The sequence below is a fragment of the Pseudonocardia sp. EC080619-01 genome, assembly GCF_001420995.1.
GTDB lineage: Bacteria > Actinomycetota > Actinomycetes > Mycobacteriales > Pseudonocardiaceae > Pseudonocardia.
Genome location: NZ_CP012184.1, coordinates 47837 through 71545, shown reverse-complemented (window position 1 = coordinate 71545; position 23709 = coordinate 47837). Strand labels below are relative to the sequence as shown.

The following is a 23709-nucleotide window of genomic DNA, read 5'->3' as shown; positions in this document are numbered from 1 at the left end:
GTGGGCGGGGACGCGGTGCGAGGCGCTTCGGGACGGGGTGGCGAGGGGACGTTCGGCGGCGCGGTCGGTCTCGCCGCGGCGCTGTCGGCGCTGCTGGTCGCCGTCGCCGCCCTGCTGCTGACGATGGCCCCGGCCGAACCCGGCGCCGGCTCGTCGGCCGCGACACCGGCCGGTGGACCGTCGAGCTGCGCGCAGGACCCGTCGGGGGCGTTGTTCGGGCTGATCTGCGAGAACTGACCCGCGCCCGGTCCTCCGAGGACCCGGGCGCGGGCCGGTTCCCGCGGTCTCAGGCGTCGATGTCCGACGGGTGCGTGGCCAGTGCCGTGACCTGCATCGTCATGTACGGGAACAGCGGCAGCCCCCACAGGATCTCGTGCAGCTGCTCGTTGTCCTTGACGTCGAAGATCGACAGGTTGGCGTACTCGCCGACGCAGCGCCAGATGCTCACCCACTCACCGGAGCGCTGCCAGTCCTGCGAGTAGGCCTTCTCCCGGGCCAGCAGATCGGCCTTGGCCGCGGGGTCCATGTCCTGCGGGAGGGCGACCTCCATCCGGACCGCGAACCGCGCCATCAGGCGGGGTCCAGCGCGAAGTCGTAGGTGACCTCGTTGCCGTGGCCGTCGGCGGCCGGGCCCGGACGCAGGATCAGCTCCGGCTTCACGGCCTGGGCGACGTCGTCGGCGACGTAGTCGCCGCCGTCGAAGTACAGCTGGGTGGTGACCAGGTCCTTGCCGGGCGCGGAGACCTTGAGGTGCAGGTGCGCGGGACGCCACGGGTGCCAGCCGGCCGCACCGATGAACGCGCCGGTCGAGCCGTCGGTCGGGATCTGGTAGGGCGCGGGCTGCATGGTGCGGAAGGCGTAGTGGCCGTCGGCGCCGGTGGTGATCACGGCGCGCAGGTTCCACTCCGGGATGCCGGGCGCGAACTGCGAGTAGTAGCCGTCGTCGTCGGCGTGCCAGAGGTCGACCGTCGCACCGGCGACCGGGTTGCCGTCGAGGTCGGTGACGGTGCCCTGGAACAGCAGCGGGGTGCCCTTCTCGTCGTCGCGCATGGGGACCGTGGCCGTGGACTCGAACTCCGGGGCGCCCGGCACGTAGTACGGGCCCTCGATGGTGCCGACGGCGCCCTTGCGGTCGGCGTTGGCGACCTCCTCGACGACGTGCTCGACGAACACGTCGAGGAACAGCGGCCACTCGCCGTCCTCGCCGACCCGGATCAGCCAGGACTTCAGGGCGTCGTACTCGGCGTAGGTGACCTGGTGCCTGCGGATGACGTCGTGCAGGGCGGCGAGGGTGTCGGCGGCGATCGCGGACACGCGGGCCGGGTCGGCCTGCGCCCCGGTGCGCTCCTTCTTCGCGAAGGTCGCGGTGGCGTTGGCGCCGGATCCGGCGGCGGTGGCGGACCCCGTGCTCGGCTCTGTGGTGGTCATGGTGCGTCTCCAGACTGCGGTGTCGGATGTCCTAGGTGTCGGTGCGGTAGTGCGCGAGCTTGTCCGGGTCGATCGTGATGCCGATCCCGGCCCCGGCGGGGACGCGCAGCTCCCCGCCGGTGATCACCAGTGGCTCGGCGAGCAGGTCGTCGGCCATGTCGAGGAAGTTCGAGAGCTCACCGGCCCGTGCGCTCGTGTGCCGGTGCGCGGCGCCGAAGGCGACCGAGCAGGCGCTGCCGACCTGGCCGTCGATCTGGTTGCCCAGCACGACCTCGGCACCGAGGCCCTCGCACAGGTGCAGCACCCGCTGTGAGCCGGTGAACCCGGTCCGCGCGGTCTTGATGCTGATCATCGTCGCCGCGCCGTCGAGGAGCTCGCGGGTCACCTCGCCGGGCCGGGTGGCGGACTCGTCGGCGACCGTCGGGACGGAGGTGCGTCCGGTCAGCCAGCGCCGGCCGAGCACCTGGTCGGCCGGCATGAGCTCCTCGGACAGGGTCAGCCCGAGATCGGCCATCTCGTCCAGGGCCCGGGCCGCCTCGGAGGCGGTCCAGCCGCGGTTGCCGTCGACGTAGAGCTCGGCGTCCGGGCCCAGCGCCTCGCGCAGGGCCCGGCAGGCACCGGTGTCCAGCGCGACCGGGCGGCGGCCGACCTTGACCTTGAAGGTGGTGACGCCGTGCTCGTCGCGCATCCGGAGCGCCTCGGCGACCATGACGTCGTCGGGGGCGAAGCCGACCATGTGCGCGACCCGCATCCGGTCGGTCCACCCGCCGAGCAGCTCGGTGACGGGCACGTCCAGCCGCCGGCCGATGACGTCCCAGACCGCCATGTCGACGGCGGCCTTCGCGGCCGGGTTGCCGACCGTGCGGTCCAGGACCGCATGGATCTTCTCCCGCTCGAACACCGACAGCCCGACGAGTTCGGGGGCGAACACGGTGTCGACGACGGCGCGGATGCCGGCCTGGGTCTCGCCGTAGGTGTAGGGCCGCGGCGGTGCCTCCGCGACGCCGACGATCCCGTCCTCGGCGTGGACCCGCACCAGCACGTGGTCGGCGGTGTGCACCTCGCCGCTGGCGAACCGCAGCGGCTTCCGGTACGGGACGGCGAACGGGATCGCCTCGACGGCGACGATCTTCACGGGAGTCCTCCGAGCAGGGGGGTGGGTGCGGTGGCCGGGTCGAGCTCGCGGGCGTGGTCCGCGAGGACGTCGAGCAGCCGGACGAGAGCGGGGGAACGGTCCTCGGTGCGCCAGGCCAGCGCGAGGTCCACCCGCAGCTCCTCCTCGAGGTCGGTGTAGGTCACGCCCTCGGTGCCGAGCGCGCGCACCGACTCGGGCAGCAGCGCGACGCCCTCGCCGGCGGCGACGTGGGTGAGCAGGATCGGGGTGTCGCGGGCCTCGGCGTGCCGGCGCGGGAGGAAGCCCGCGCCGAGGCAGCCCTGCACCGCGACGGAGTCGACGACCGAGCCCGGGGCGCCGTAGGCGACGAAGTCGTCGCCGCGCAGCTCGGTGAGCGACACCGACGTCCGGGCGGCCAGCCGGTGCCCGGCGGGCAGGGCGGCGACCAGGCGTTCGCGGGCGACCGTGCGGGTGGACAGCTCGGGCCGCACGACCGGCGGCCGCAGCACGCCGATGTCGATGCGCCGCTCGTCGAGCGCGTCCTCCTGGGCGCTGGTGAGCAGCCCGGCACGGAAGCGCAGGGTCACGGCGGGCATCCGGCGGGAGACGACCCGGGCGAGCCGGGGCAGCAGCCGGTAGGCGGCCAGGTCTGTCGCCCCGACGGTGACGACGGCGTCGGCGCCCGCGGCGACCCGCTCGACGCGGCGGCGGGCGTCGTCGACCGAGGCGAGGATCCGGTAGGCGTCGGAGAGCAGCGACTCCCCGGCCGGGGTCAGGTCGACCCGGCGCGTGGTGCGCTCGAACAGCGTCGCCCCGACCTGGCTCTCCAGCTGCCGGATGGCCTGGGACAGCGGCGACTGCGCCATGTGCAGCCGCTCCGCGGCCCGGCCGAAGTGCCGGGTCTCGGCGACGGCGACGAAGTAGCGGAGCTGTCGCAGATCCATGTCCTGCCCCCTCCCTGCGATCCGGGTCGTCCAGACGTCGAGCAGCGTAGAACCGCTCCGGTCAGAGCCACAAAGACCGAGTAGCGCGCGATCAGGACGCTCTATGTCTCGACCCACCCTGGGTCAGGACTGGGTACCTGCCCGGGGCGCCGGACGGCGGCCGGCCGCGACAGTGAGCGGCGTTCCCGGACCACGACCCAGGAGGACGTCGATGACCGCCGTCGCCCACTCCACCCACATCCGCCGCGTGCTCGACGACGCCGTCGTCGAGGACCCCGAGGCCGGTGTCTACCGCGCCAACCGGCGGATCTTCACCGACGCCGACGTCTTCGAGCTCGAGATGAAGCACATCTTCGAGGGCAACTGGGTCTACCTCGCCCACACCAGCCAGCTCCCGGAGCCCGGCGACTACGTGACGACCTACATCGGCAGGCAGCCGGTGATGATCACGCGGGACCGCGACGGCGAGCTGCACTGCCTCATCAACGCCTGCGCGCACCGCGGATCGATGCTGTGCCGCCGCAAGACCGACAACCGGATGACCCTCACCTGCCCGTTCCACGGCTGGACCTTCCGCAACGACGGCACGCTGCTCAAGGTCAAGGACCCGGACGGCGCCGGCTACCCGGAGGGCTTCGGCAAGGACGGCTCGCACGACCTCACCCGGGTCGCCCGGTTCGACGAGTACCGCGGTTTCCTGTTCGGGTCGCTGAACCCGGACGTGCTGTCGCTGGACGAGCACCTCGGCGACACGACGAAGGTCATCGACATGCTCGTCGACCAGTCCCCGGAGGGGCTGGAGGTGCTGCGCGGCTCGTCGACCTACACCTACGACGGCAACTGGAAGGTGCAGGCCGAGAACGGCGCCGACGGCTACCACGTCTCCGCGCTGCACTGGAACTACGCGGCCACCACCTCGCGGCGGGGCTCCGGCGAGTCGGCGAACGACACCAAGGCGCTCGACGCCGGCGGGTGGGGCAAGTCCGGCGGCGGCTACTGGTCCTACCCGAACGGCCACCTCTGCCTGTGGACCTGGGCGGCGAACCCCGAGGACCGTCCGCTGTGGAGCTCGCTCGACGCGCTCAAGGAGGAGTTCGGCGACGCCAAGGGCGAGTTCATGGTCAAGGGCTCCCGGAACCTGTGCCTCTACCCGAACGTCTACCTGATGGACCAGTTCTCCACCCAGATCCGGCACTTCCGGCCGATCGCGCCGGACAGGACCGAGGTGACGATCCACTGCATCGCGCCGAAGGGGGAGAGCGACGCGGCCCGTGCCCACCGGATCCGCCAGTACGAGGACTTCTTCAACGCCTCCGGCATGGCCACCCCGGACGACCTGGAGGAGTTCCGGGCCTGCCAGCTGACCTTCGAGGCGACGGCGGCCCCGTGGAACGACATGTCGCGCGGCGCGCAGCACTGGCTGACCGGCCCCGACGACGTCGCGAAGGCCCTGGACATGGACGGCGTGATCTCGGCCGGGGTCAAGAACGAGGACGAGGGCCTCTACCCGGTCCAGCACGGCTACTGGCGCGACGTGATGCGCCGCGCGATCGACGCCGAGTCGCCGCAGAGCTGAACCCCCGCCGCACCCGGTCGAAGGAGCCCGAGAGATGACCACCCCCACCACGGAGCGTCCGAGCACGCTCATCACCCAGAACGCGATCGAGCAGTTCCTCTACCGCGAGGCGCGCCACCTCGACGACCGCGAGTTCGAGAAGTGGCTCGAGTGCTACGCCGACGATGTCGTCTACTGGATGCCCGCCTGGGACGACACCGACCGGCTCACCGAGGACCCGCAGCGCGAGATCTCGCTGATCTACTACGGCAACAAGGGCGGCCTGGAGGACCGGGTCTTCCGGATCCGCACCGAGCGGTCGTCGGCCACGTCGCTGCCCGAACCGCGGACCAGCCACAACATCTCCAACGTCGAGGTCATCGAGCGCCGCGGCGACCTGGTCGACGTCCGGTTCAACTGGCACACCATGTACTTCCGGTACAAGACCGTGGACCCGTACTACGGCACGTCGTTCTACACGATCGACTTCTCCGGGGAGACCCCGCTCATCCGCCGCAAGACCGTGGTGCTGAAGAACGACTACATCCACCACGTGGTCGACGTCTACCACTTCTGAGGGGGAGGACATGACCACGACGGAAACCCGGACGCACCGGGTGGCACTGGCCTTCGAGGACGGTGTGACCCGCTTCGTGAACTGCCGGGAGGACCAGTCGGTCGCCGACGCGTCCTACCGGTCCCGGATCAACATCCCGGTCGACTGCTCCGACGGCGCCTGCGGGACCTGCAAGGCGTTCTGCGAGTCCGGCGCGTACGACCGCGGGTCCTACATCGAGGACGCGCTGTCCGGCGACGAGGCCGACGAGGGCTACCTGCTGGCCTGCCAGGCGCGGCCACGCTCCGACCTGGTCGTGCAGATCCCGACGACCTCGGCGGTCGCGAGGACCGCCGCGGCCACGCACGACGGCAGGATCACCGCCCTCGACCGGCTCTCGCCGACGACGGTGCGGCTCACCGTCGAGGTCCGCGACCGGGCGAGGCTCGCGTTCCTGCCCGGCCAGTACGTCAACATCGCCGTGCCCGGCACGGACGTCCACCGCTCGTACTCGTTCTCCTCCGGGCCGGACGACGAGGCGCTCACCTTCCTGGTGAAGCTCACCCCGGGCGGGGTGATGTCGGACTGGCTGGAGCACCGCGCCGCCGTCGGGGACGCGGTGTCCTTCACCGGGCCGCACGGCAGCTTCTTCCTGCGCGAGTCCGACGCCCCGCTGCTCCTGCTCGCCGGGGGCACCGGCCTGGCGCCGATCCTGTCCATCCTGCGGACGCTGCGCGACCGGGGGAGCACCCGCCCGGTGCACCTCGTGTACGGGGTGACCACCGACGACGACGTCGTCGAGCTGGAGACCGTGCGCGAGCTGGCCGGGGAGACCGGTCTGACCTGGGACTACTGCGTCGCCGATCCCGCGACGTCGGCGCCGAACCAGGGGTACGTGACCGCGCTGTTCGGCCGCGACCACCTGCACGACGGCAGCGGCGCGGTGTACCTGTGCGGTCCGCCCGCGATGGTCGAGGCGGTCCGCGGGGACCTGCGCGAGCGGGAGCTGGCACCGACCGGCTTCTACTACGAGAAGTTCGCGCTGGCCGCGGTGCCGGACGGGGCCCCGGCCGCAGGGGCGGCGGTCACCGGGCCGGACCCCGCCGCCGACGCGGTCGCCACGACCACGGACCGTTCACCCGCCACCGAGTCCGGCACCGCACCCGGCACCGAGGCCGCGGCCCCGCCGCAGCCGGTTCCCTCGGCGGCCGACGACCTCCTGACCCTCGACGGGCGGGACGGCCGCGCGGTCCTCGGCCGGCCACTGACCCGGTTCGGCGAGCCGGAGCCGCTGCACACCCCGCCCCTGGCTGCCACCGCCACCCCGCAGGACGGGCTGGACGACGACGCCGCCCTGCTCGTCGCCCCCGAGGGCGCCCGCGGGATCCAGTCGATGCCGGTGCTCCCGCCGCACGACCTCGCCCCCCTCGCCGCCCCCGTCCCGGCGCCGGACCCGGCCCCGACCGGCACCGTCGCGGGCGACGGCTACGAGATCGGCGAGGAACACCCGGACATCCACTCGTCGGACGCGATCTTCGACGCCCGCCGGGCCCTCGAGCTCGGCGCCCTGGAGCTGGTGCTCGGCAGGCTGTCCGGCCGGGAGATCGCCGGGTACCGGCTGCTGGCCGAGGCGACCGTGCCCTACGTCGACCGCGAGGCGCAGCGGTTCACCGACGCGCACGCCTACACCGAGAGCAACGCCGCGTTCCACGACTACCTGTTCACCCGCACCGGCAACGACCACCTGCTCCGCGCCTACCAGGCGCTGGGTGTGAAGGGGGCGATGGCGGAGACGCTGCGGTCGGCGGTCTGGTGCCACCCGGACTGCGCGCAGGACCACCTCGACATCGTCTCCGCGATCGAGGCCGGTGACCGGGCGGAGGCGCGCCGGCTGGTGTCGGCGCACGCCCGGAACTCCCAGGCCACCATGCGCCGTGCCATGCACGACGCCGCCCGGGCCCGCCGGCCGCGGTTCGTCGCGCCGGGCCGGTTCGACGGCCTCGTCGTGCTGGTCACCGGGGCGGCGCAGGGTATCGGGGAGGCCGTCGCCCGGCGGATCGGCGCCGAGGGCGGGGCGCTCGTCCTCGCCGACCGGTCCGAGCAGGTCACGACGGTCGCCGGCGAGCTCGGCGCCGAGGCGGTGACCGCCGACCTCGAGCAGTGGGAGGGTGCCGACGCCGTCGTCGCCGCCGCGCTGCGCCGGTACGGCCGGATCGACGTCGCCGTCCACACCGTCGGCGGGACGATCTGGGCCAAGCCCTACCACCACTACCCGCCGGAACAGATCCGCGCGGAGATCGACCGCTCGCTCATGCCCACCCTGTGGTGCTGCCGCGCGGTCGCGCCGCAGATGGTGGAACAGGGCGCGGGCACGATCGTCAACGTCTCCTCGGTCGCCACCCGCGGGCTCAACCGGGTGCCGTACGCGGCGGCCAAGGGCGGGGTCAACGCGATCACCTCCGCGCTCGCGACGGAGCTGGCCCCGCACGGCGTCCGGGTCCTCGCCACCGCACCCGGCGGGACGGACGCGCCGCCCCGGCGGATCCCCCGGGGACCGGCGCCGCAGTCCGCGCAGGAGCAGGACTGGTACGCCACGATCGTCGAGCAGACCACCGAGTCGTCGCTGCTCAAGCGGTACGGCACGCTCGACGAGCAGGCCGCGGCCATCACGTTCCTGGCCTCGCCGGAGGCGTCCTACATCACCGGGACGGTGCTCCCGGTCGCCGGGGGCGACCAGGGGTGAGCGCAGCGGCCCGCCCACCGGGCGGTGCCGGGTACGGTGCGCGCCGTGGGTGACCCCGGCGCCGGTGCGGACCCCGCCGGCCCCGGTGACGCCGCCGGCCTCGCCGGGCGGGCGGACGAGATCGCGCGGCTGCGCGGCCTGCTCACCGGGACCGGCCCGTGCGCCGCGCTGGTCACGGGCCCGGCGGGCGCCGGCACGTCGGCGCTCGTCCGTGCCGTCGCCGACGGGCACGACGGACCGGTCCACCGGGCCCGCGGCGCGTCCTGGGAGGCGGGCCGGGCCGGCGGCGTCCTCGCCCAGCTCGTGCCTGGCGTCGCGGTGCCGGGGACGGACGCGTTCGCCGCGGCGGAGGCGGTCGCCGGCGCGTGCGGTGCCGGGGCCCGGACGCTGCTGCTCGTCGACGACGCGCACGAGGCCGACCCGTGGTCGCTGCAGGTGCTGTCCACCCTGACCGGGCACCACCCCGGGCTCGACGTGACGGTCGTGCTGGCCGCACGCCCGGCCGACGCGGGCCCCGGCGTCGCCGACCTCCTCCGGCGGGTCGCCACCACCGAGATCGCGCTGCGCCCGCTGGACGCGACCGCGGTCGGCGCGATCGCCACCGCCCACGGCGTCCCGCTCGACGTCGCCGGAGCCGACCGGCTGGCCCGGCACACCGGGGGCCGCCCCCGCCACGTGCTCGCCCTGCTGGCGGAGCTGCCCCCGCACGCCTGGTCCGACCCGCACGCCCGGCTGCCCGCCCCACCGGAGGTCGCCACGTCCGTGGCGCAGCGCCGGGCCGCGCTGTCCGGGCCCGCGCGGGCGCTCCTCGACGTGGTCGCCGTCCTGGACCGGCCCGCCGAGCCCGACGAGATCGGGGCGGTCACCGGGGACCCCGGCACCGTCCTCGCGGCGCTGGCGGAGAGCGCGCGGGCCGGGCTCGTCGCCCGGGCGGGGAGCCGGTGGGGCCCGGCGGCGGCGCCGGCCGACCCGATGGTGCGCGCCGCCGTGCTCGACCTGCTCGGGCCCGACGTCGTCGCCGCGCTGCGCCGCCGGGCCGGCGAGTTCGTCGACGACCCGACCCGGCGGCTGACCCTGCTGGCCGGCAGCGTCCCCGGCCGCGACGACGGCCTGGCGGCCGAGCTCGACACCCGGGCCGGCGAGGAGGCCGGGGCCGGTGCCTGGAGCACGGTCGCTGCGCTGCTCACCGAGGCGTCGCGACTGACGACCGAGCGCCGACTGCGCGAGGAACGTCTGGTCCGGGCGGTGGACGCGCTGGTCGGGGCGGGGGAGTGCCGGGCGGCGGAGGCACTCGTCCCGGTCGTGGAGGCCACCCGGGAGACGCCGCTGCGGGGCGCGGTGCTCGGCTACCTGGCGGTGCTGCGCGGGCAGGCCGACACCGCGTCGGCCGGGCTCGGACGGGCCTGGGAGCAGGCCGGGACCGGAGGGACCGACCGCGCCGTCGCGGCGCTCGTCGCGCAGCGCTACGTGCTGCACGCGCTGGCCCGTGGCCGGGGCGAGGAGCTGGTGACGTGGGCGGACCGCACGATCGCGCTGGCCGGCCCCGACACCCCGCACGCGGTGGAGGCGGCGGCGATCCGCGGACTCGGACTGTCCGCCGCGGGTCGCCCCGACGAGGCCCGCGCCGCGTACGAGGCGGTGTCGGACCGGGTCCGGCACGGCGCGCAGGCCCAGCGCGTCACGATGGGCCGGGGCTGGCTGCACCTGCTGCAGGACGACCTGGGCCGGGCCCGGGCCGACCTGGAGAGCGCCGTCCCGACGACGGTGCTCGGCGGCTCGTCCCGGATCTCGCTGTGGGCGCTGGCCTGGCTCGCCCGGACCCGGTTCCTCGCCGGTGACTGGGACGGGGCGCTCCGGGCCGCCGGGCAGGGCCGCGAGCTCGCCGGACGGACCGGGATCGCCCTGGTCACGCCGCTGATCGAGTGGACGGCCGCCCAGGTGCACGCGCTGCGCGACGAGCCGGAGCGTGCGGAGCGGGCCGCACTGGCCGCGGAGGCGGGCAGCTCGGAGTACGAGGTCGCCCGGGTCCCGGCCCTGCTGGCACGCGCCCAGCTGGCCGAGGTCCGCGCCGACTACGCCGCCGTGCTGCGGGCGCTGGAGCCGCTGCACCGGTCCGCCGGCACCGGCAGCACCGACGAGCCGGGCTGGTGGCCGTGGACCGACATGTACGCGAACGCCCTGGTCGTCACCGGCGACCTCGACGCGGCCGAGGAGTTCCTGTCGCCGCACGAGCGCCGCGCCGCGGTCCGGGGCCACCGTTCGACGCTCGCCCGGCTCGGGTACGCGCGGGGCCGCCTGCTCGGCGCCCGCGGCGAGCACGACGCCGCGTGGCCGGCGTTCGAGGAGGCGTTGCGCGTGGCGGACCGGTTGCCGCACCGCTACGACCGCGCCCGCGTCCGGTTCGCCTACGGCCAGACGCTGCGGCGGGCCGGCAAGCGCCGGGACGCCGACGCGATGCTGTCGGCGTCCCGGGAGATGTGGGCGGGCCTCGGCGCGACGGTCTACGTGCGGCGCTGCGACCGGGAGCTCAAGGCGGGCGGGGTGCACGCGGGCGCCCGCGCCGAGCGGGGGCCCGCCGACCTGACGCCGCAGGAGCGGGCGGTCGCCGACCTCGTCACCGGGGGACGCACGAACCGGGAGGCGGCGGCCGAGCTGCAGGTGTCGGTCAAGACCGTCCAGTACCACCTGACCCGCATCTACGCCAAGGTCGGCGTGCGGTCCCGGGCGGAGCTGGCGGGGCGCCTCAGCGGCGGATGAGCGCGGGCCGCCCGGCGGCGCGGCGGTGGTGCAGCACGACCAGCGGGCGGACGGCGAGCGCGGCCGCGGCGAGCAGCAGCGTCACCGGGGCGGGGGCGGTGGTCACCGAGACGATCGTGGCGGCGGCGAGCAGCACCATCAGCAGCCCGGCCAGGAGGACCGGGCGCAGTGCGACCCGGCCTGCCGTCCGGTCGGGCGACGGGGCGGCACGGAACATGCTGACCACCTCCTGATCGACGCGCCTGATCGACGCGGTGTGCACGTCCCGAACAGCGAAGTTCGGTCCGGCTAACTCTACGCCTCGTCGTGCCTGTCGCAAGGGGCGGGCGGCTCCGGCTCGCGACGATCACCGGTGTCACCTATCGTGCCCGGCACGTCACACCTGGTCGTGTGACGAGTACCGCAACGGGGGGTGGCGAGTGACGGCTGGACCGGTCGTGGACGACCCGTCGTCACACGTGCTCACCGTTCCGGTGAGCGACGAGCAGCTCTGCGAGTCGGTGTCGGAGTTCCTCACGACCGGGCTGGCCCGGGGCGAGCGCGTCGCCTACTTCGACGACGACACCGCCGACGCCGTGCTCGCCCGGATGGACGAGGACGGCGTCGACGTCCGCGGGCCGCTGCGCAGCGGGCAGTTCCAGCTCGTGCCCGGCGATTTCACCCGGGCCGCACTGCTCGCCCCGCTCGACGAGCTCGGCGGCGTGCTGGAGCACAACATGCAGGCCGCCGTCGACGACGGCTGGGCGGGCCTGCGGTTCACCGGCCAGATGGACCACGGCCTGCGGCGGCCCGGCGGGCAGGCGCTCGACGAGTACGACCGCGTCCTCGCCGACGCGGTCCGGGGCCGTCCGGTGCACGCGCTGTGCGTCTACGACCACCTCCGCTACCCCGACGACCTGATCGCCCACATGCGCTCGGTGCACGACGCCGAGATCGGCGGGACCCCGCTGCTCGACGACACGCTGCTGCGGATCACCGAGCTCGGCCCGGCGCACCTGCGCCTCGCCGGCGAGGTCGACCACGGCAACCGGCCGCAGGTCCGCCGGGTGCTGGGCCGGGTCCTGGACCGGATGGTGCGCGGTGAGATCGAGGCCGACACCGTCGTCGCCGATCTCGGGTCGCTGCGCTTCTGCGACGTCGCCGCCGCGGTCAGCGTGGTGCACGCGGCGGAGGAGCTCCCGGCGACGCTGCGGCTGCGCCTGGAGAACGTCCGCCCCGGGGTGGCGCGGCTGCTCGACCGGTGCGGTGCGGGCTTCGCGAGCCGGCTCGACGTCGGGATCGGGGAGCGCAGCCCGCTCCGCACCGCCGACGCCCTCGAACTGGCGGGCGGGGCGCCGGGATGAGCGGTCTGCGGCACGTCCTGTGCTGGTACTCCGGTGAGGAGGACCTGCACGCACGGCTCGGCGACACGGTGCTGGCCACCCTGCGCGACGGCGGCTCGGTGGCCGTGGAGCTGCGGCCGTCGACCGAGGTGGCGTTGCGCGGGCGGGTCGCCGCCGAGCTGGGCGCCGACGCCGTCGCCGGGCTCCTCCGGCTGCCCCGCGACGCCGGTCCGGACGGCCCGTCCGGCCAGACCCAGGTGGCCCGGGCGGCGCGGGTCCTGCGCGAGCGGGTGGTCGAGACCGGCCCGGTCACCGTGGTGTCCGAGCACGCCGCCGGTCACGCCGGCCCCGGCGGCGCCTACTGGACCGAGGTCGAGGCCGCCGCCCAGGTCGCGCTGGCCGACCTGCCCGTGCAGCTGCTCTGCTGGTTCCCGCAGGAGGTCGCGGCGCCGGTCGCCGCGGCGGCCCGGGCCGCGCACCCGCTCGAGGACCGCGACGGCGCCGTCGTCGGGTCGTCCGCGCACCGGGACCCGCGGAGCCTGCTCACCGACCGTCCCGCCCCCGTCCCGGCCGAGATGGGACCGCCGGTGACGGACCTGCCGTTCGACGCGGTCCGGCTGCGCGAGGTCCGGTCCGCCGTCGACGGGGCCCTGCGCGGGCAGGGGTTCCCGCAGGCACGCTCGGAGGACGTGACCGTCGCCGTCAACGAGATCGCCACCAACGCGGTGCACCACGGGCCCGGCACCGCCCGGCTGATGATCTGGACGCCGCCCGGCGAGGTCGTCTGCGAGGTGCACGACACCGGCCGGCTCGACGACCCGCTCCCCGGCCTCGCACCGCCCGACCCGCGCGCGCCGCACGGCCGCGGGATCTGGATCGCCCGCCAGCTCTGCGACCTGCTGCACGTCTGGAGCGACGACGGCGGCACGCACGTCCGGGTCCGCGCCGCGGCCTGAGCCGCGCCCCGGTCAGCGGGTGTCGAGCACCCGGAACGACTCGACCAGCGCGCCGTGCGGGAACCCGGCGGCCCTGGCCTGCGACCCGGCCCAGCGGGCGATCATGTCGTCCAGCTCGGTCATGTGCGCGGTCTGGCTCTCGTGCGCGCGCAGCGCCGCGATCTTGCGATCGACCGTGGCGGTGATGTCGACGTGGATGTCGACGTGCCGCGACGACGCCGCGTCGTCCGACCCGCCGCCCAGCACCCACACCTCCGGCACCGTGTGCGCCTCGAACCCGTCGGCGGCCAGCTCCGGGAACGCGTAGGGGTTCCGCGCGTCCGGGTACACCGCGCACATCGATGCCTCACCGGTCGCGGTGTGGTCGGGGTGGCTGCCGTACATGTTCCCGAGGTCGCGGACCGGCGGCTGCACGACGACGCGGTCCGGGCGGGTCCGCCGGATCACCCGTGCCAGGTCGCGGCGCAGCTCCAGGGTGACGGTGAGCCGTCCGTCGGGGTAGCCGAGGAACACCAGGTCGGTGACGCCGACGGCGGCCGCCGCATTGCGCTGCTCGGCCTGCCGGATCCCGGCGATGTCGGAGCGGGCGACGTCGGGGTCGAACCCGCCTGCGTCGCCGTCGGTGACCAGGCAGTAGGTCACCGCGACACCGGCGTCGGTCCAGACGGCGACCGTGCCGCTGCACGAGAAGTCGATGTCGTCGGGATGGGCGGCGATCACCAGGGCGCGCTCGATCCGGGTGTGGCTGCGGTCGTCGGTGGCGGTGCGCTGCTCGTCGTCGGTCACCCCGACATGATCGGGCACACGGCGCCGGGCGGCACCGCGGATCCCCGCCGCGGGTGCGGCGCGCCGGAGAAACGGGCGGCGGACCGGGCGCCGGCGCGGCAGGGTGGGGTCGTGCTCCCCTCGATCACCACGCCGGTCGACGCCGGCCTGCTCCACGGCGCCCTCGACTCCACGCCCGGCCCGGCCGGGCTGGTCCCGCACCGCCTGCCCCCGGCCGCGCGGGCCCGGAACACCGATCCGCAGCTGGCCGGTGCCGAGTCCCAGCCGTCCGGGGTCCGGGTGGTGTTCCGGACCGCCGCGACCGTCGTCGAGCTGGAGACGGTGCGGACCCGGGTGGGGCTGGCCGGTGCGCCGCTGCGTCCGGACGGGGCGTACGACCTGCTGGTCGACGGGGTCCCCGCCGGCTCCGCGCCGACCACCGGCGGGCGGCTGCACATGATCGACCCCGCGACGGGTGCGGCGGAGACGACCGACGGCCCGCCCGGCACCGTCCGGTTCCCGCTGCCCGGCCGGTCGGCGCTGGTCGAGATCTGGCTGCCGCACAACGAGATGACCGAGGTCGTCGCGCTGCGCACCGACGCCCCGGTCACGGCGGTGCCCGCGGGGGACCGGCCGGTGTGGCTGCACCACGGCAGCTCCATCAGCCAGGGCTCGAACGCCGCCGGGGCGAGCACGACCTGGCCGGCGCTGGCGGCGCGCTCCGCGGGCGTCGAGCTGCTGAACCTGGGGTTCTCCGGGGCGTGCCTGCTCGACCCGTTCGTCGCCAGGGCGATCCGCGACACCCCGGCCGACCTGATCAGCGTCAAGATCGGCATCAATGTGGTCGGCGCGGACCTGATGCGGGTGCGTGCGTTCGGCCCCGCGGTGCACGGGTTCCTCGACACGATCCGCGACGGCCACCCGGACACTCCGCTGCTGGTCGTCTCGCCGGTGCTGTGCCCGATCCACGAGGAGACCCCGGGCCCGCTGGCACCGGACGTCACCGACGGCACGCTGCGGTTCCGTGCCACCGGCGACCCGGCCGACGTCGCCGCGGGCCGGCTGACCCTGCAGGTGGTCCGGGAGCAGCTGGCCGGTCTGGTCGCGGCCCGGGTGCCCGAGGACCCGAACCTCGGCCACCTCGACGGCCGCGAGCTGTACGGCGAGGCCGACGCCACCGAGCTGCCGCTGCCCGACCGCCTGCACCCCGACGCCGCGACGCACGAACGGATGGGGGAGCGGTTCGCCCGGGCCGTGTTCGGCCCGGGCGGCGCGTTCGCCCCGGTCTAGTTGATCTGGTCGACCTGGTTCTGGAGCCGGTCCTCGAGCTCCCGCACGCACTGGTCGACCGCGGACTGGTCCCCACCGGACTGCTGCACGCACTGCATCAGCTGGCCCTGGTCCACCCTGTTGAACACGTTGAACGAGAACACGAGCAGCACGGCCACGACGATCGCGAGCAGCAGCCCGACGATGCCGAGCACGAGCCCGGTGATCGCGACCCCGCGGTTGTTCGCGACGCCCTTCGACGCGCGGACGATGCCGAGGATGCCCAGCCCGATCGCCACGAGGCCGAGCAGCCCGCCGATCAGGAAGATGCCGCTGAGCACGGCGAGGATGCCGAGCACCAGCGCGGCGATCCCGACGCCGTTGCGCGGCGGTCCGCCCGGTCCGCCGGGGCCGTAGCCGCCGGGCCCCGGTCCGTAGGCCGTCCGGTCCGGGTACGCGCCGTGCTCGGCGTACCCCTGCCCGTACTGCTGCCGGCCGTACTGCTCGGTGGGTTGCTCGGACGCTCCCGGCTGCTGCGGGTCCTGCGGGTCGCCCGGCTGACCCGGGTACGGCGGTGGGCTGCTCACGGTGGTCCTTCCCGACCGGCCCCGGGCGGGAGGCACCCTGCCCGGGCCGTGCTGCTGACGGTGTTGCGGGCGATGATCCCGGCAGCCGGGGGCCGGGTCCAGGACAAACGCCCCTCCGGCGCGCCTGCGCCCTGCACCGGACGGTGGTGGGATGCCCCTCGTGAGCGGAATCGACGAGATCGAGGAGTGGACCCGGGCGCAGCGCCGGGTGATCGACCTGGTGCGGGACCTGCCCCCGTCCCGGTCGGAGCAGCGGGTCCCGGCGTGCCCGGACTGGACGGTGCGGGACCTGTTCTCGCACATGGTCGGCCTGGGGGCGGACGTCGTGCGCGGCGACGAGCCCGACGACCACCACGAGGGGTGGACGGCCCGCCAGGTGGAGCAGCGCCGTGACCACGACGTCGCGACGCTGGTCGGCGAGTGGGAGTCGCTGACCGGGCCGGTGCGGGAGTGGATGGCGGCGCACACGACCCGCCCGCTCGGCGACGTGATCATCCACGAGCAGGACCTGCGCGGCGCGCTCGGTGAGCCGGGCGCCCAGCACACCCCCGGACTGCACGCGCTGCGCGAGAAGTTCGCCGGCCGCTTCGGGGGCGGGCTCGGCGACCTCCCGCCGATCGCGCTGATCGGTGACGGCTGGCGCTGGGTCTCCCGCGGCGACGAGGCGGATGCGGCGGTCGCGATCCGCACGACCGACTTCGAGCTGGCGAGGGCCCTGGTCACCCGCCGGTCCGCGGCGCAGCTGCGCTCCTGGACCGAGCGCGGCGACGTCGCGCCGTACCTCGGCGCGTTCGCCCTGCTCGGGTCGCTCCCGGACCGGGACCTGACCGAGTCCTGACCGAACCCTGACCCGCCCCGCCCCGCCGGCCCCGCGCCGCTCGTGCCGCTCGTGCCGCTCGTGCCGCGCCGCTCGTGCCGCTCGTGCCGCGCCGTGCCGCGCCGCTCGTGCCGCTCGTGCCGCGCCGCGCCGTGCCGCTCGTGCCACGCCGCTCGTGCCGTGCGCCACGCGTCCGCCCCTCGCCGAGATGCAGCTCAGCGCGAATTGTCGATCATCCGACGACGCTGAGCTGCATCTCGGCGAGATCCTGCGTTCCGCGGAACGCGACACGGAGGGGCGTGTCAGGACCGTGACGTGACACGGTCCTGACACGGGGTCCAGACTGTGCGGTGTGAGCGTGCACCCCACCCACCCCGTCCCCGCCCTCGACGACGCGCTGACCGGGCGCGCCGTCGAGCGCGTGCGCCGCTGGACCGAGCGCACCGGCACCGATCCCGTGGGCCACGGCCGGTCTGCGTCCCCGGACCCGACGGCGCGGCTGGCCGCCCTGATGCACGACCCCGCCGGGGTCGACTTCACGCTGCGCTTCGTGGACCGGGTCGCCCGCCCGGCCGACGACCGGGTCGCCGCCCGCGAGCTGGCCCGGCTCGCCGGGGCCGGGGCGGACCTGCCGTCGTTCGTCGGCGGGCTCGACCGGCTGCTGCTGCGCGCCGGCGGCCGGCTGGCGACGGCGCTGCCGCACGTCGTCGTCCCCGCCGCGCGGGTGCGGCTGCGCAGTCTGGTCGGGCACCTCGTCGTCGACGCGGGCGGGCGGTCCCTGGCGGGACGGCTCGCGGCCGCCGAGGCGGACGGGCACCGGCTCAACCTGAACCTGCTCGGCGAGGCGGTGCTCGGCGAGGCCGAGGCCGACCGGCGCCTCGAGCGGACCATCGCCCTGCTGCGCCGCCCGGGTGTCGACCACGTGTCGGTGAAGGCGTCGTCGGTCGCGTCCCAGCTGGTCCCGTGGGACCTGGAGGGGAGCCGGGACCGGCTCGTGCAGCGGCTGCTTCCGCTGTACCGCGCGGCCCGCGACCACGGCGTCTTCGTGAACCTCGACATGGAGGAGTACAAGGACCTCCACCTGACCGTCGCGCTGTTCACGACGCTGCTGTCCCGCCCGGAGTTCCGCGACCTGCCCGCCGGGATCGTGCTGCAGGCCTACCTGCCCGACTCGGTCGCCGCGCTCGACGAGCTGGGGGAGTTCGCGGCCCGCCGCGCCGCCGGTGGCGGGGCACCGGTCAAGGTGCGCCTCGTGAAGGGCGCGAACCTCGCCATGGAGCGGGTCGACGCCGGCGTCCACGACTGGGCGCAGGCGCCGTACGGGACGAAGGCCGAGGTCGACGCCAACTACGTCCGGCTGCTCGACTGCGCGATCGGCGGGCACCGGGTCCCGGGCGGCGCCGCGGCCGGGGGACGGCACCCGCTGCGCCTGGGCGTCGCGTCGCACCACCTGCACCACGTGGCCCTCTCACTCGAGCTGGCCGACGCCCGCGGCGCCCGCGCCCAGCTCGACCTGGAGATGCTGCAGGGCATGGCCCCGGCGTTCGCCCGCGCCGTCGCGGGGGACCTGCCGGAGTCCGGGCCGGGGTCGAAGCTGGTGCTCTACACACCCGTCGTGCACCGCGGCGACTTCGACACCGCGGTGTCGTACCTGGTCCGGCGGCTCGAGGAGAACGCGTCGCCGGAGGGCTACCTCTACGCCCTGTTCTCCCCGGACGCCGGCCCGGCGTCGTACCGGGACCGGTTCCTCGCCTCGGTCCGCGACCGCGACACGGTCGCCGACACCCCGCGCCGCACCCAGGACCGGACGGTGGAGGCCCCCGTCGGGAAGGACGGGCCGGTGGGCGACGCACCCGTCCCACCGGGCTTCCGGAACGAGCCCGACACCGACCCGTCCCTGCCCGCGAACCGGGTGTGGGCCCGCCACGCCGCCACGACCGCGGCCGGCGGTGCGGTCGCGGTGCCGCGGGTCCCGGTCGTCACCGACCCCGGCGAGGTCGACGCCGCCGTGCGCCGGGCCGCGGCCTCCGGCTGGCGCGACGTGCCCGCCGCGGAGCGGGCCGCGGTCCTGCGCCGCGCCGCACGGGCACTGGCCGCCGCCCGCGGGACGCTGCTCGCCGTCATGATCGCCGAGGGCGGCAAGACCGTCGCCGAGGCCGACCCCGAGATCTCCGAGGCCGTCGACTTCGCCGCGTACTACGCCGAGCGCGCCGCCGAGCTCGCCGGTGCCCCCTTCACCCCGGACCGGGTCGTCGCGGTGACCCCGCCGTGGAACTTCCCGGTCGCGATCCCGCTCGGTGGTTGCCTGGCGGCGCTGGCGGCGGGCGCGCCCGTCCTGCTCAAGCCCGCCCCGCAGGTGCGGGCGTGCGCCGAGGCCGGGGTCGCCGCGCTGCACCGCGGCGGTGTCCCGGCCGACGCGCTGCAGCTGCTCCCGGCCGACGAGGGCGACGCGGGACGGCGGCTGGTCACCCACCCCGGGGTCGACCGGGTGGTCCTGACCGGCGCGTCCGAGACGGCCGCCCTCTTCCGCTCGTGGCGGCCGGACCTGAACCTGGTCGCCGAGACCAGCGGCAAGAACGCGCTGGTGATCACTCCGGCGGCCGACCCGGACCTGGCCGTCGCCGATCTCGTCCGCTCCGCGTTCGGGCACGCCGGGCAGAAGTGCTCGGCGGCCTCGCTGGGGATCCTGGTGGGCCCGGCCGCGACCGGCTCGGCGACGGGGCGACGGCTGCGCCGCCAGCTCGTCGACGCCGTCCGGAGCCTGCACGTCGGCCCCGGGACCGACCTCGGCTCGACGACGGGGCCGCTCGTCGACGAGCCGTCGGAGAAGCTGCACCGTGCGCTGACGACGCTGGAGCCGGGGGAGCGGTGGCTGGTCGCGCCGCGGCGGCTCGGCGAGCGCCTGTGGTCCCCGGGTGTCCGGGCCTGGGTGGCGCCGGGCAGCTGGTTCCACCGCACCGAGTGCTTCGGCCCGGTGCTCGGCCTCATGGCGGCCCGCGACCTCGACGAGGCCATCGCGTTCCAGAACGGCACCGGCTTCGGTCTCACCGGCGGCATCCACTCCCTGGACGAGGACGAGATCGCGCACTGGTGTGCCCGCGCCGAGGTCGGCAACGCCTACGTGAACCGGCACATCACGGGCGCGGTCGTGCAGCGGCAGTCGTTCGGCGGGTGGAAGGGGTCGGTGCTCGGCCCGGGTGCGAAGCCGGGCGGGCCGAACTACGTCGCCCAGTTCGGGACCTGGCACGACGGCCCCGCGCCGGCCCCGGCCGAGGCGCATGCCGGGGACGCGACGCCCGGGCGGGCGGCCCGGCGGGTGCTCGCCGCGGCGTCCGGCCTGGACCCGGCGGAGCGGGACCGGCTGCGTCGTGCGGCCGCGTCGGACGCCGTCGCCTGGCGGGACGAGTTCGCCGTGGAGCACGACCCGACCGGTCTGGCCGCCGAGTCGAACGTGTTCCGCTACCGGCCGCTGCCCGCGCTCACCGTCTGGGCGGGCGCCGGCACCACCCGCGCCGACGTCCTGCGGGTGCTGCTCGCCGCGGCGACGGCGGGTGTCCCGGTCCGGCTGCACGGGCCCGCCGTCCCGGGCGGTCCGCTGCCCGGCGGCGTCCACGACGGGCAGCACCTGGAACCCGTCCCCGGCGAGCGGATCCGCGCGCTCGGCGAGGTGCCCGCCGCGCTGCGCGGCGCTGCGGCAGGGGCCGGGGCGTCGATCGTGGACGCCCCGGTGCTCGCCGACGGGCGCCGCGAGCTGCTCACCGTCCTGCGTGAGCAGGCGATCAGCCGCACCCGGCACCGGTTCGGCCACATCGAACGCCGCTGATCCGGGCCGGGCGCTCCCTGCGGCCCGCGCCGGGGTTACGGTCGTTGCATGGTGCTGCGAGCGCGGGACGTCATGACCGAACGTGTCGTCACCGTGTGGGCCGACGCACCCCTGTCCCGCGCCCAGGAGCGGATGGCGGAGGCCCGCTTCTCCGCCCTGCCCGTGGTCGACCGGCGGTTCTCGCTGGTCGGCGTGATCAGCCTCGTCGACGTCCTGCGGCACCGGGACGATCCGAACGCGACGGTCGGTGACGCCATGACCGAGCAGGTCGTGACCGTGCAGGCCACCACCTCGGTGTCCATCGTGGCGCACCGGATGCGGGTCTACGGCGAGCTGCGCCTGGTCCCCGTCGTCCAGCGGGGCGGGCTGCTCGGGGTGATCACCCGCAGCGACCTGCTGCGGGCCCGCCGCGAGGGCGGGATGTTCCGGAAGGCGGCCCGCCTGTTCGGCGGCGCCGGGATCAGCGGGCCGCTGCCCGAGGCGATGGCACCCCGGGGCGCGGGCCGGGTCGGCGGGCGGCCGGTCTCCTCGCTGCGGGTCTCCGACGTCATGACCGACGGCGGGCTGGTCGCGGTCCCGCCCGGCCTCGCGCTCGACGAGGCCGCCGAGGTGCTGCTGTCCTACCGGTACACCGCCGTCCCGGTCGTGGACGACGACGACCGGCTGCTCGGCGTCGTCTCCGAGGCCGACCTGATGGCGGGGTCCACCTACGGCGGGCGCCGGACCCGGGCCAGCACGGTCGCCGGGGTGATGACCTACGACGTCGAGACCGTGCACCCCGGCGACCCGCTGGCGGACGCCGAGCAGCTGCTCGCCGAGCGCGGCTTCCGGGTGATCCCGGTCGTCGACGACGACGGCGTCCTGGTCGGTGTGATCAGCCGCAGCGACCTGCTCTGACCGCTCAGCCGGCCGGGAGCGGCGCCGTGGGCACCGTGGGCGCCGCGGGGGCGCGGACGTCGTGGCACTTCTCCGCGGCGTCGGCGACGGTCAGCGAGAACGCGGCCGGGTCCTGCAGCGCCTGCTGCGGCAGGGCCGTCAGGTCGAGGTAGCGCTGTACGCACGCGAGCTGCGCACGCTCGTCGGCCGGGGTGAGCGGCGGGTCGGGCGGGGCCGGCTGGGCGGCGGCGATCCCGGCACCTGCGGCCCCGAGGCCGAGGACGAGCACGGTGACGGTCACGGCGCGGACGAGACTCTGCACGGCGGTCCTGCTTCCTGCGCCCGGAGGGGCGCGATCGGTGGCATCGGCTGCACCGCGGGGAGCGACCGTCGCCCGCCTCCGGCCGCGGCCGGTCCGTCGAGTCTGACCCCGGGGCCGCTCCGCCGTACGCCGGCCGACCTGGTCGGGTGACACCCGGAGGTGTCGAGCCGCCGGCTACCCGAGCGCGATCGCCCGCCCCGCCTCGCGCCCGGAGAACAGGCAGCCGCCGAGGAACGTCCCCTCCAGCGACCGGTAGCCGTGCACCCCGCCCCCGCCGAACCCGGCGACCTCGCCTGCCGCCCACAGCCCCGGTACCGGCGAGCCGCCGCCGTCGAGCACCCGGCCGGACAGGTCGGTCTGCAGCCCGCCGAGGGTCTTGCGGGTGAGCACGTGCATCCGGACGGCGATCAGCGGCCCGGCGGCCGGGTCGAGCAGCCGGTGCGGCGGCGCCGTGCGGGCGAGCTTCTCACCGAGCGTGCGGCGCGCGTTGTGGATCGCCATGACCTGCAGGTCCTTGGTGAAGGCGTGGTCCATCTGCCGGTCGCGGGCCACCACCTGGCGGCGGATCGCGTCGACGTCGAGCTCGGGGGTGCCGCCGGTGAGGCGGTTCATCCCGGCGACGAGCTCGTCGAGGGTGCCGGCGACGACGAAGTCCGCCCCGCGTTCCATGAAGGCCTCGACCGGCGCGGCCGCCCCGGGCCGGACCCGGCCGAGCGTGGCGCGGACGTCCTTGCCGGTGACGTCGGGGTTCTGCTCGGACCCGGAGAGCGCGAACTCCTTCTCGATGATCTTCCGGGTCAGGACGAACCAGGAGTGCTCGTACCCCGTCGCGCGCAGCGCCCCGAGGGTGCCGAGGGTGTCGAAGCCGGGGAAGTTCGGCGCCGGCAGCCGCCGTCCGGTGGCGTCGAGCCACAGCGACGACGGACCGGGGATGATCCGGATGCCGTGGTTCTCCCAGACCGGGGAGTGGTTCTGCACGCCCTCGGTGTAGTGCCACATCCGGTCGGAGTTCACGATCCGCCCGCCGCTGCGCCCGGTGATCGCGAGCATGCGGCCGTCGACGTGCGCGGGCACCCCGGACACCATGTGCGACGGCGGCGTCCCCAGCCGGTCGGGCCAGCTCGCCCGCACGAGGTCGTGGTCCCCGCCGATCCCGCCGGAGGTGATGAGCACCGCCCCCGCCCGGACGGTGAACTCGCCGATCACGTCCCGGTTGGTCGCGGCGCCCCGCTCGGCGCCGTCGGGGGCGAGCACGGCGCCGTGCACCCCCTCGACGACCCCGTCGGTGAGGGCGAGCTCGTCCACCCGGTGCCGGAACCGCAGCGTGATGCGGCCGGCGTCGGCGTGCGCGCGGACCCGCCGGACGAACGGCTCCAGCACACCCGGCCCGGTGCCCCAGGTCAGGTGGAAGCGGGGTACGGAGTTGCCGTGCCCGTCGGCGAGGTGCCCGCCGCGCTCGGCCCAGCCGACGACCGGCAGCCACCGCACCCCCTGCTCGTGCAGCCACGCCCGCTTCTCACCGGCCGCGAAGTGCACGTAGGCCGTCGCCCACTGGCGGGCCCAGAAGTCCTCGCCGGACGGGTCGTCGACGCCCCGGTCGAACGCGGCCGACCCCAGCCAGTCCGACAGCGCCAGGTCGGCCGAGTCCCGGATCCCGGTGCGCCGCTGCTCGGGGGTGTCCACCAGGAACAGCCCGCCGAGCGACCAGAACGCCTGGCCCCCCAGGTTCTGCTCCGGCTCCTGGTCCAGCACGATCACCGAGCGCCCGGCGTCGGCGATCTCGGCGGCGGCGACCAGCCCGGCGAGCCCGGCCCCGACCACGATGACATCGGCGTCCATGGCGCGATCCTGCACGATCGGAGCTACCCACGGGTA

20 protein-coding genes are annotated in these 23709 nt (G+C 75.5%); 11 read left to right on the top strand and 9 right to left on the bottom strand.

Going from position 1 to position 23709, the window contains the following annotated elements:
- Positions 1–237 carry a hypothetical protein gene (locus AD017_RS00330; RefSeq protein WP_060572161.1) on the top strand — a complete coding sequence of 79 codons (237 nt, stop codon included), beginning with the start codon at positions 1–3 and terminating at the stop codon, positions 235–237.
- A 49-nt stretch (positions 238–286) separates the two neighbouring features.
- On the opposite strand, the gene catC is transcribed toward AD017_RS00330, so the two are convergent.
- Genes catC through AD017_RS00310 form a run of 4 tightly spaced genes read right to left on the bottom strand, consistent with a single transcriptional unit; the run spans position 287 to position 3486 of the window.
- Positions 287–571 carry a muconolactone Delta-isomerase gene (gene catC, locus AD017_RS00325; RefSeq protein WP_010225188.1) on the bottom strand — a complete coding sequence of 95 codons (285 nt, stop codon included), beginning with the start codon at positions 569–571 and terminating at the stop codon, positions 287–289.
- A complete protein-coding gene (catA, locus tag AD017_RS00320) occupies positions 571–1428 on the bottom strand; it encodes a catechol 1,2-dioxygenase (RefSeq protein WP_010225190.1) in 858 nt (285 codons plus the stop codon). The genes catC and catA overlap by 1 nt, the downstream gene beginning before the upstream one ends.
- A gap of 31 nt (positions 1429–1459) precedes the next feature.
- Positions 1460–2563: a mandelate racemase/muconate lactonizing enzyme family protein gene (locus AD017_RS00315; protein ID WP_010225191.1), complete on the bottom strand. Its 1104-nt coding sequence runs from the start codon at positions 2561–2563 to the stop codon at positions 1460–1462.
- A complete protein-coding gene (locus tag AD017_RS00310; RefSeq protein ID WP_010225193.1) occupies positions 2560–3486 on the bottom strand; it encodes a LysR substrate-binding domain-containing protein in 927 nt (308 codons plus the stop codon). The genes AD017_RS00315 and AD017_RS00310 overlap by 4 nt, the downstream gene beginning before the upstream one ends.
- Before the next feature lie 211 nt (positions 3487–3697).
- Between AD017_RS00310 and benA the strand changes: the two genes are divergently transcribed.
- The 4 genes from benA to AD017_RS00290 are packed head-to-tail and all read left to right on the top strand — an operon-like array spanning position 3698 to position 11097.
- On the top strand, positions 3698–5062 hold the full coding sequence (benA, locus tag AD017_RS00305; protein WP_060572159.1) for a benzoate 1,2-dioxygenase large subunit: 1365 nt from the start codon (positions 3698–3700) through the stop codon (positions 5060–5062).
- Between the two features lie 34 nt (positions 5063–5096).
- Complete coding sequence (benB, locus tag AD017_RS00300; RefSeq protein WP_060572157.1) at positions 5097–5618, top strand: benzoate 1,2-dioxygenase small subunit; 522 nt, start codon at positions 5097–5099, stop codon at positions 5616–5618.
- A 10-nt stretch (positions 5619–5628) separates the two neighbouring features.
- Positions 5629–8340 carry a benzoate 1,2-dioxygenase electron transfer component BenC gene (benC, locus tag AD017_RS00295; protein ID WP_060572155.1) on the top strand — a complete coding sequence of 904 codons (2712 nt, stop codon included), beginning with the start codon at positions 5629–5631 and terminating at the stop codon, positions 8338–8340.
- Between the two features lie 45 nt (positions 8341–8385).
- Positions 8386–11097 (top strand): LuxR family transcriptional regulator, encoded by a 2712-nt coding sequence (locus AD017_RS00290; protein WP_082398981.1) that lies wholly within the window; start codon positions 8386–8388, stop codon positions 11095–11097.
- Here the strand turns inward: AD017_RS00290 and AD017_RS00285 are convergent.
- Positions 11084–11314, bottom strand: coding sequence for a hypothetical protein (locus AD017_RS00285; RefSeq protein ID WP_083697116.1), 231 nt, complete (start codon positions 11312–11314; stop codon positions 11084–11086). The genes AD017_RS00290 and AD017_RS00285 overlap by 14 nt on opposite strands.
- 256 nt (positions 11315–11570) lie before the next feature.
- On the opposite strand from AD017_RS00285, the gene AD017_RS00280 reads away from it, so the two are divergent.
- Positions 11571–12440: an MEDS domain-containing protein gene (locus tag AD017_RS00280; RefSeq protein WP_145982608.1), complete on the top strand. Its 870-nt coding sequence runs from the start codon at positions 11571–11573 to the stop codon at positions 12438–12440.
- Complete coding sequence (locus tag AD017_RS00275) at positions 12437–13375, top strand: ATP-binding protein (RefSeq protein ID WP_060572149.1); 939 nt, start codon at positions 12437–12439, stop codon at positions 13373–13375. The genes AD017_RS00280 and AD017_RS00275 overlap by 4 nt, the downstream gene beginning before the upstream one ends.
- A 12-nt stretch (positions 13376–13387) precedes the next feature.
- Here AD017_RS00275 and AD017_RS00270 read toward each other — a convergent pair whose 3' ends face one another.
- Entirely contained in the window at positions 13388–14161 is a 774-nt protein-coding gene (locus tag AD017_RS00270) for a PIG-L deacetylase family protein (protein ID WP_227012622.1), read from the bottom strand.
- On the opposite strand from AD017_RS00270, the gene AD017_RS00265 reads away from it, so the two are divergent.
- Positions 14117–15430, top strand: a complete 1314-nt coding sequence (locus AD017_RS00265) for an SGNH/GDSL hydrolase family protein (RefSeq protein ID WP_227012621.1) — start codon at positions 14117–14119, stop codon at positions 15428–15430. The two genes, AD017_RS00270 and AD017_RS00265, sit on opposite strands and share 45 nt — an antisense overlap.
- On the opposite strand, the gene AD017_RS00260 is transcribed toward AD017_RS00265, so the two are convergent.
- Positions 15427–15996 carry a DUF4190 domain-containing protein gene (locus AD017_RS00260; RefSeq protein ID WP_060572147.1) on the bottom strand — a complete coding sequence of 190 codons (570 nt, stop codon included), beginning with the start codon at positions 15994–15996 and terminating at the stop codon, positions 15427–15429. The two genes, AD017_RS00265 and AD017_RS00260, sit on opposite strands and share 4 nt — an antisense overlap.
- A gap of 151 nt (positions 15997–16147) precedes the next feature.
- On the opposite strand from AD017_RS00260, the gene AD017_RS00255 reads away from it, so the two are divergent.
- The 3 genes from AD017_RS00255 to AD017_RS00245 all read left to right on the top strand — a co-directional run bounded on the left by AD017_RS00255 (position 16148) and on the right by AD017_RS00245 (position 21533).
- On the top strand, positions 16148–16834 hold the full coding sequence (locus AD017_RS00255) for a maleylpyruvate isomerase N-terminal domain-containing protein (protein ID WP_060572146.1): 687 nt from the start codon (positions 16148–16150) through the stop codon (positions 16832–16834).
- A 331-nt stretch (positions 16835–17165) separates the two neighbouring features.
- Positions 17166–20636: a bifunctional proline dehydrogenase/L-glutamate gamma-semialdehyde dehydrogenase gene (locus AD017_RS00250; protein WP_082539049.1), complete on the top strand. Its 3471-nt coding sequence runs from the start codon at positions 17166–17168 to the stop codon at positions 20634–20636.
- 48 nt (positions 20637–20684) lie between these two features.
- Entirely contained in the window at positions 20685–21533 is an 849-nt protein-coding gene (locus AD017_RS00245) for an HPP family protein (protein WP_010236938.1), read from the top strand.
- Between the two features lie 4 nt (positions 21534–21537).
- Here AD017_RS00245 and AD017_RS00240 read toward each other — a convergent pair whose 3' ends face one another.
- Both AD017_RS00240 and AD017_RS00235 read right to left on the bottom strand, forming a co-directional pair.
- Entirely contained in the window at positions 21538–21834 is a 297-nt protein-coding gene (locus AD017_RS00240) for a hypothetical protein (protein ID WP_010236940.1), read from the bottom strand.
- Between the two features lie 174 nt (positions 21835–22008).
- Complete coding sequence (locus AD017_RS00235; protein ID WP_010236942.1) at positions 22009–23673, bottom strand: FAD-binding dehydrogenase; 1665 nt, start codon at positions 23671–23673, stop codon at positions 22009–22011.
- Between the last annotated feature and the right edge of the window lie 36 nt (positions 23674–23709).

Excerpts from the sequence above, each read along its gene's own strand:
- catC (WP_010225188.1), bottom strand. The coding sequence starts at position 571 with ATGGCGCGGTTCGCGGTCCGGATGGAGGTCGCCCTCCCGCAGGACATG.
- catA (WP_010225190.1), bottom strand. The coding sequence starts at position 1,428 with ATGACCACCACAGAGCCGAGCACGGGGTCCGCCACCGCCGCCGGATCC.
- AD017_RS00310 (WP_010225193.1), bottom strand. The coding sequence starts at position 3,486 with ATGGATCTGCGACAGCTCCGCTACTTCGTCGCCGTCGCCGAGACCCGG.
- benA (WP_060572159.1), top strand. The coding sequence starts at position 3,698 with ATGACCGCCGTCGCCCACTCCACCCACATCCGCCGCGTGCTCGACGAC.
- benB (WP_060572157.1), top strand. The coding sequence starts at position 5,097 with ATGACCACCCCCACCACGGAGCGTCCGAGCACGCTCATCACCCAGAAC.
- benC (WP_060572155.1), top strand. The coding sequence starts at position 5,629 with ATGACCACGACGGAAACCCGGACGCACCGGGTGGCACTGGCCTTCGAG.
- AD017_RS00285 (WP_083697116.1), bottom strand. The coding sequence starts at position 11,314 with ATGTTCCGTGCCGCCCCGTCGCCCGACCGGACGGCAGGCCGGGTCGCA.
- AD017_RS00275 (WP_060572149.1), top strand. The coding sequence starts at position 12,437 with ATGAGCGGTCTGCGGCACGTCCTGTGCTGGTACTCCGGTGAGGAGGAC.
- AD017_RS00255 (WP_060572146.1), top strand. The coding sequence starts at position 16,148 with ATGCCCCTCGTGAGCGGAATCGACGAGATCGAGGAGTGGACCCGGGCG.
- AD017_RS00245 (WP_010236938.1), top strand. The coding sequence starts at position 20,685 with ATGGTGCTGCGAGCGCGGGACGTCATGACCGAACGTGTCGTCACCGTG.
- AD017_RS00235 (WP_010236942.1), bottom strand. The coding sequence starts at position 23,673 with ATGGACGCCGATGTCATCGTGGTCGGGGCCGGGCTCGCCGGGCTGGTC.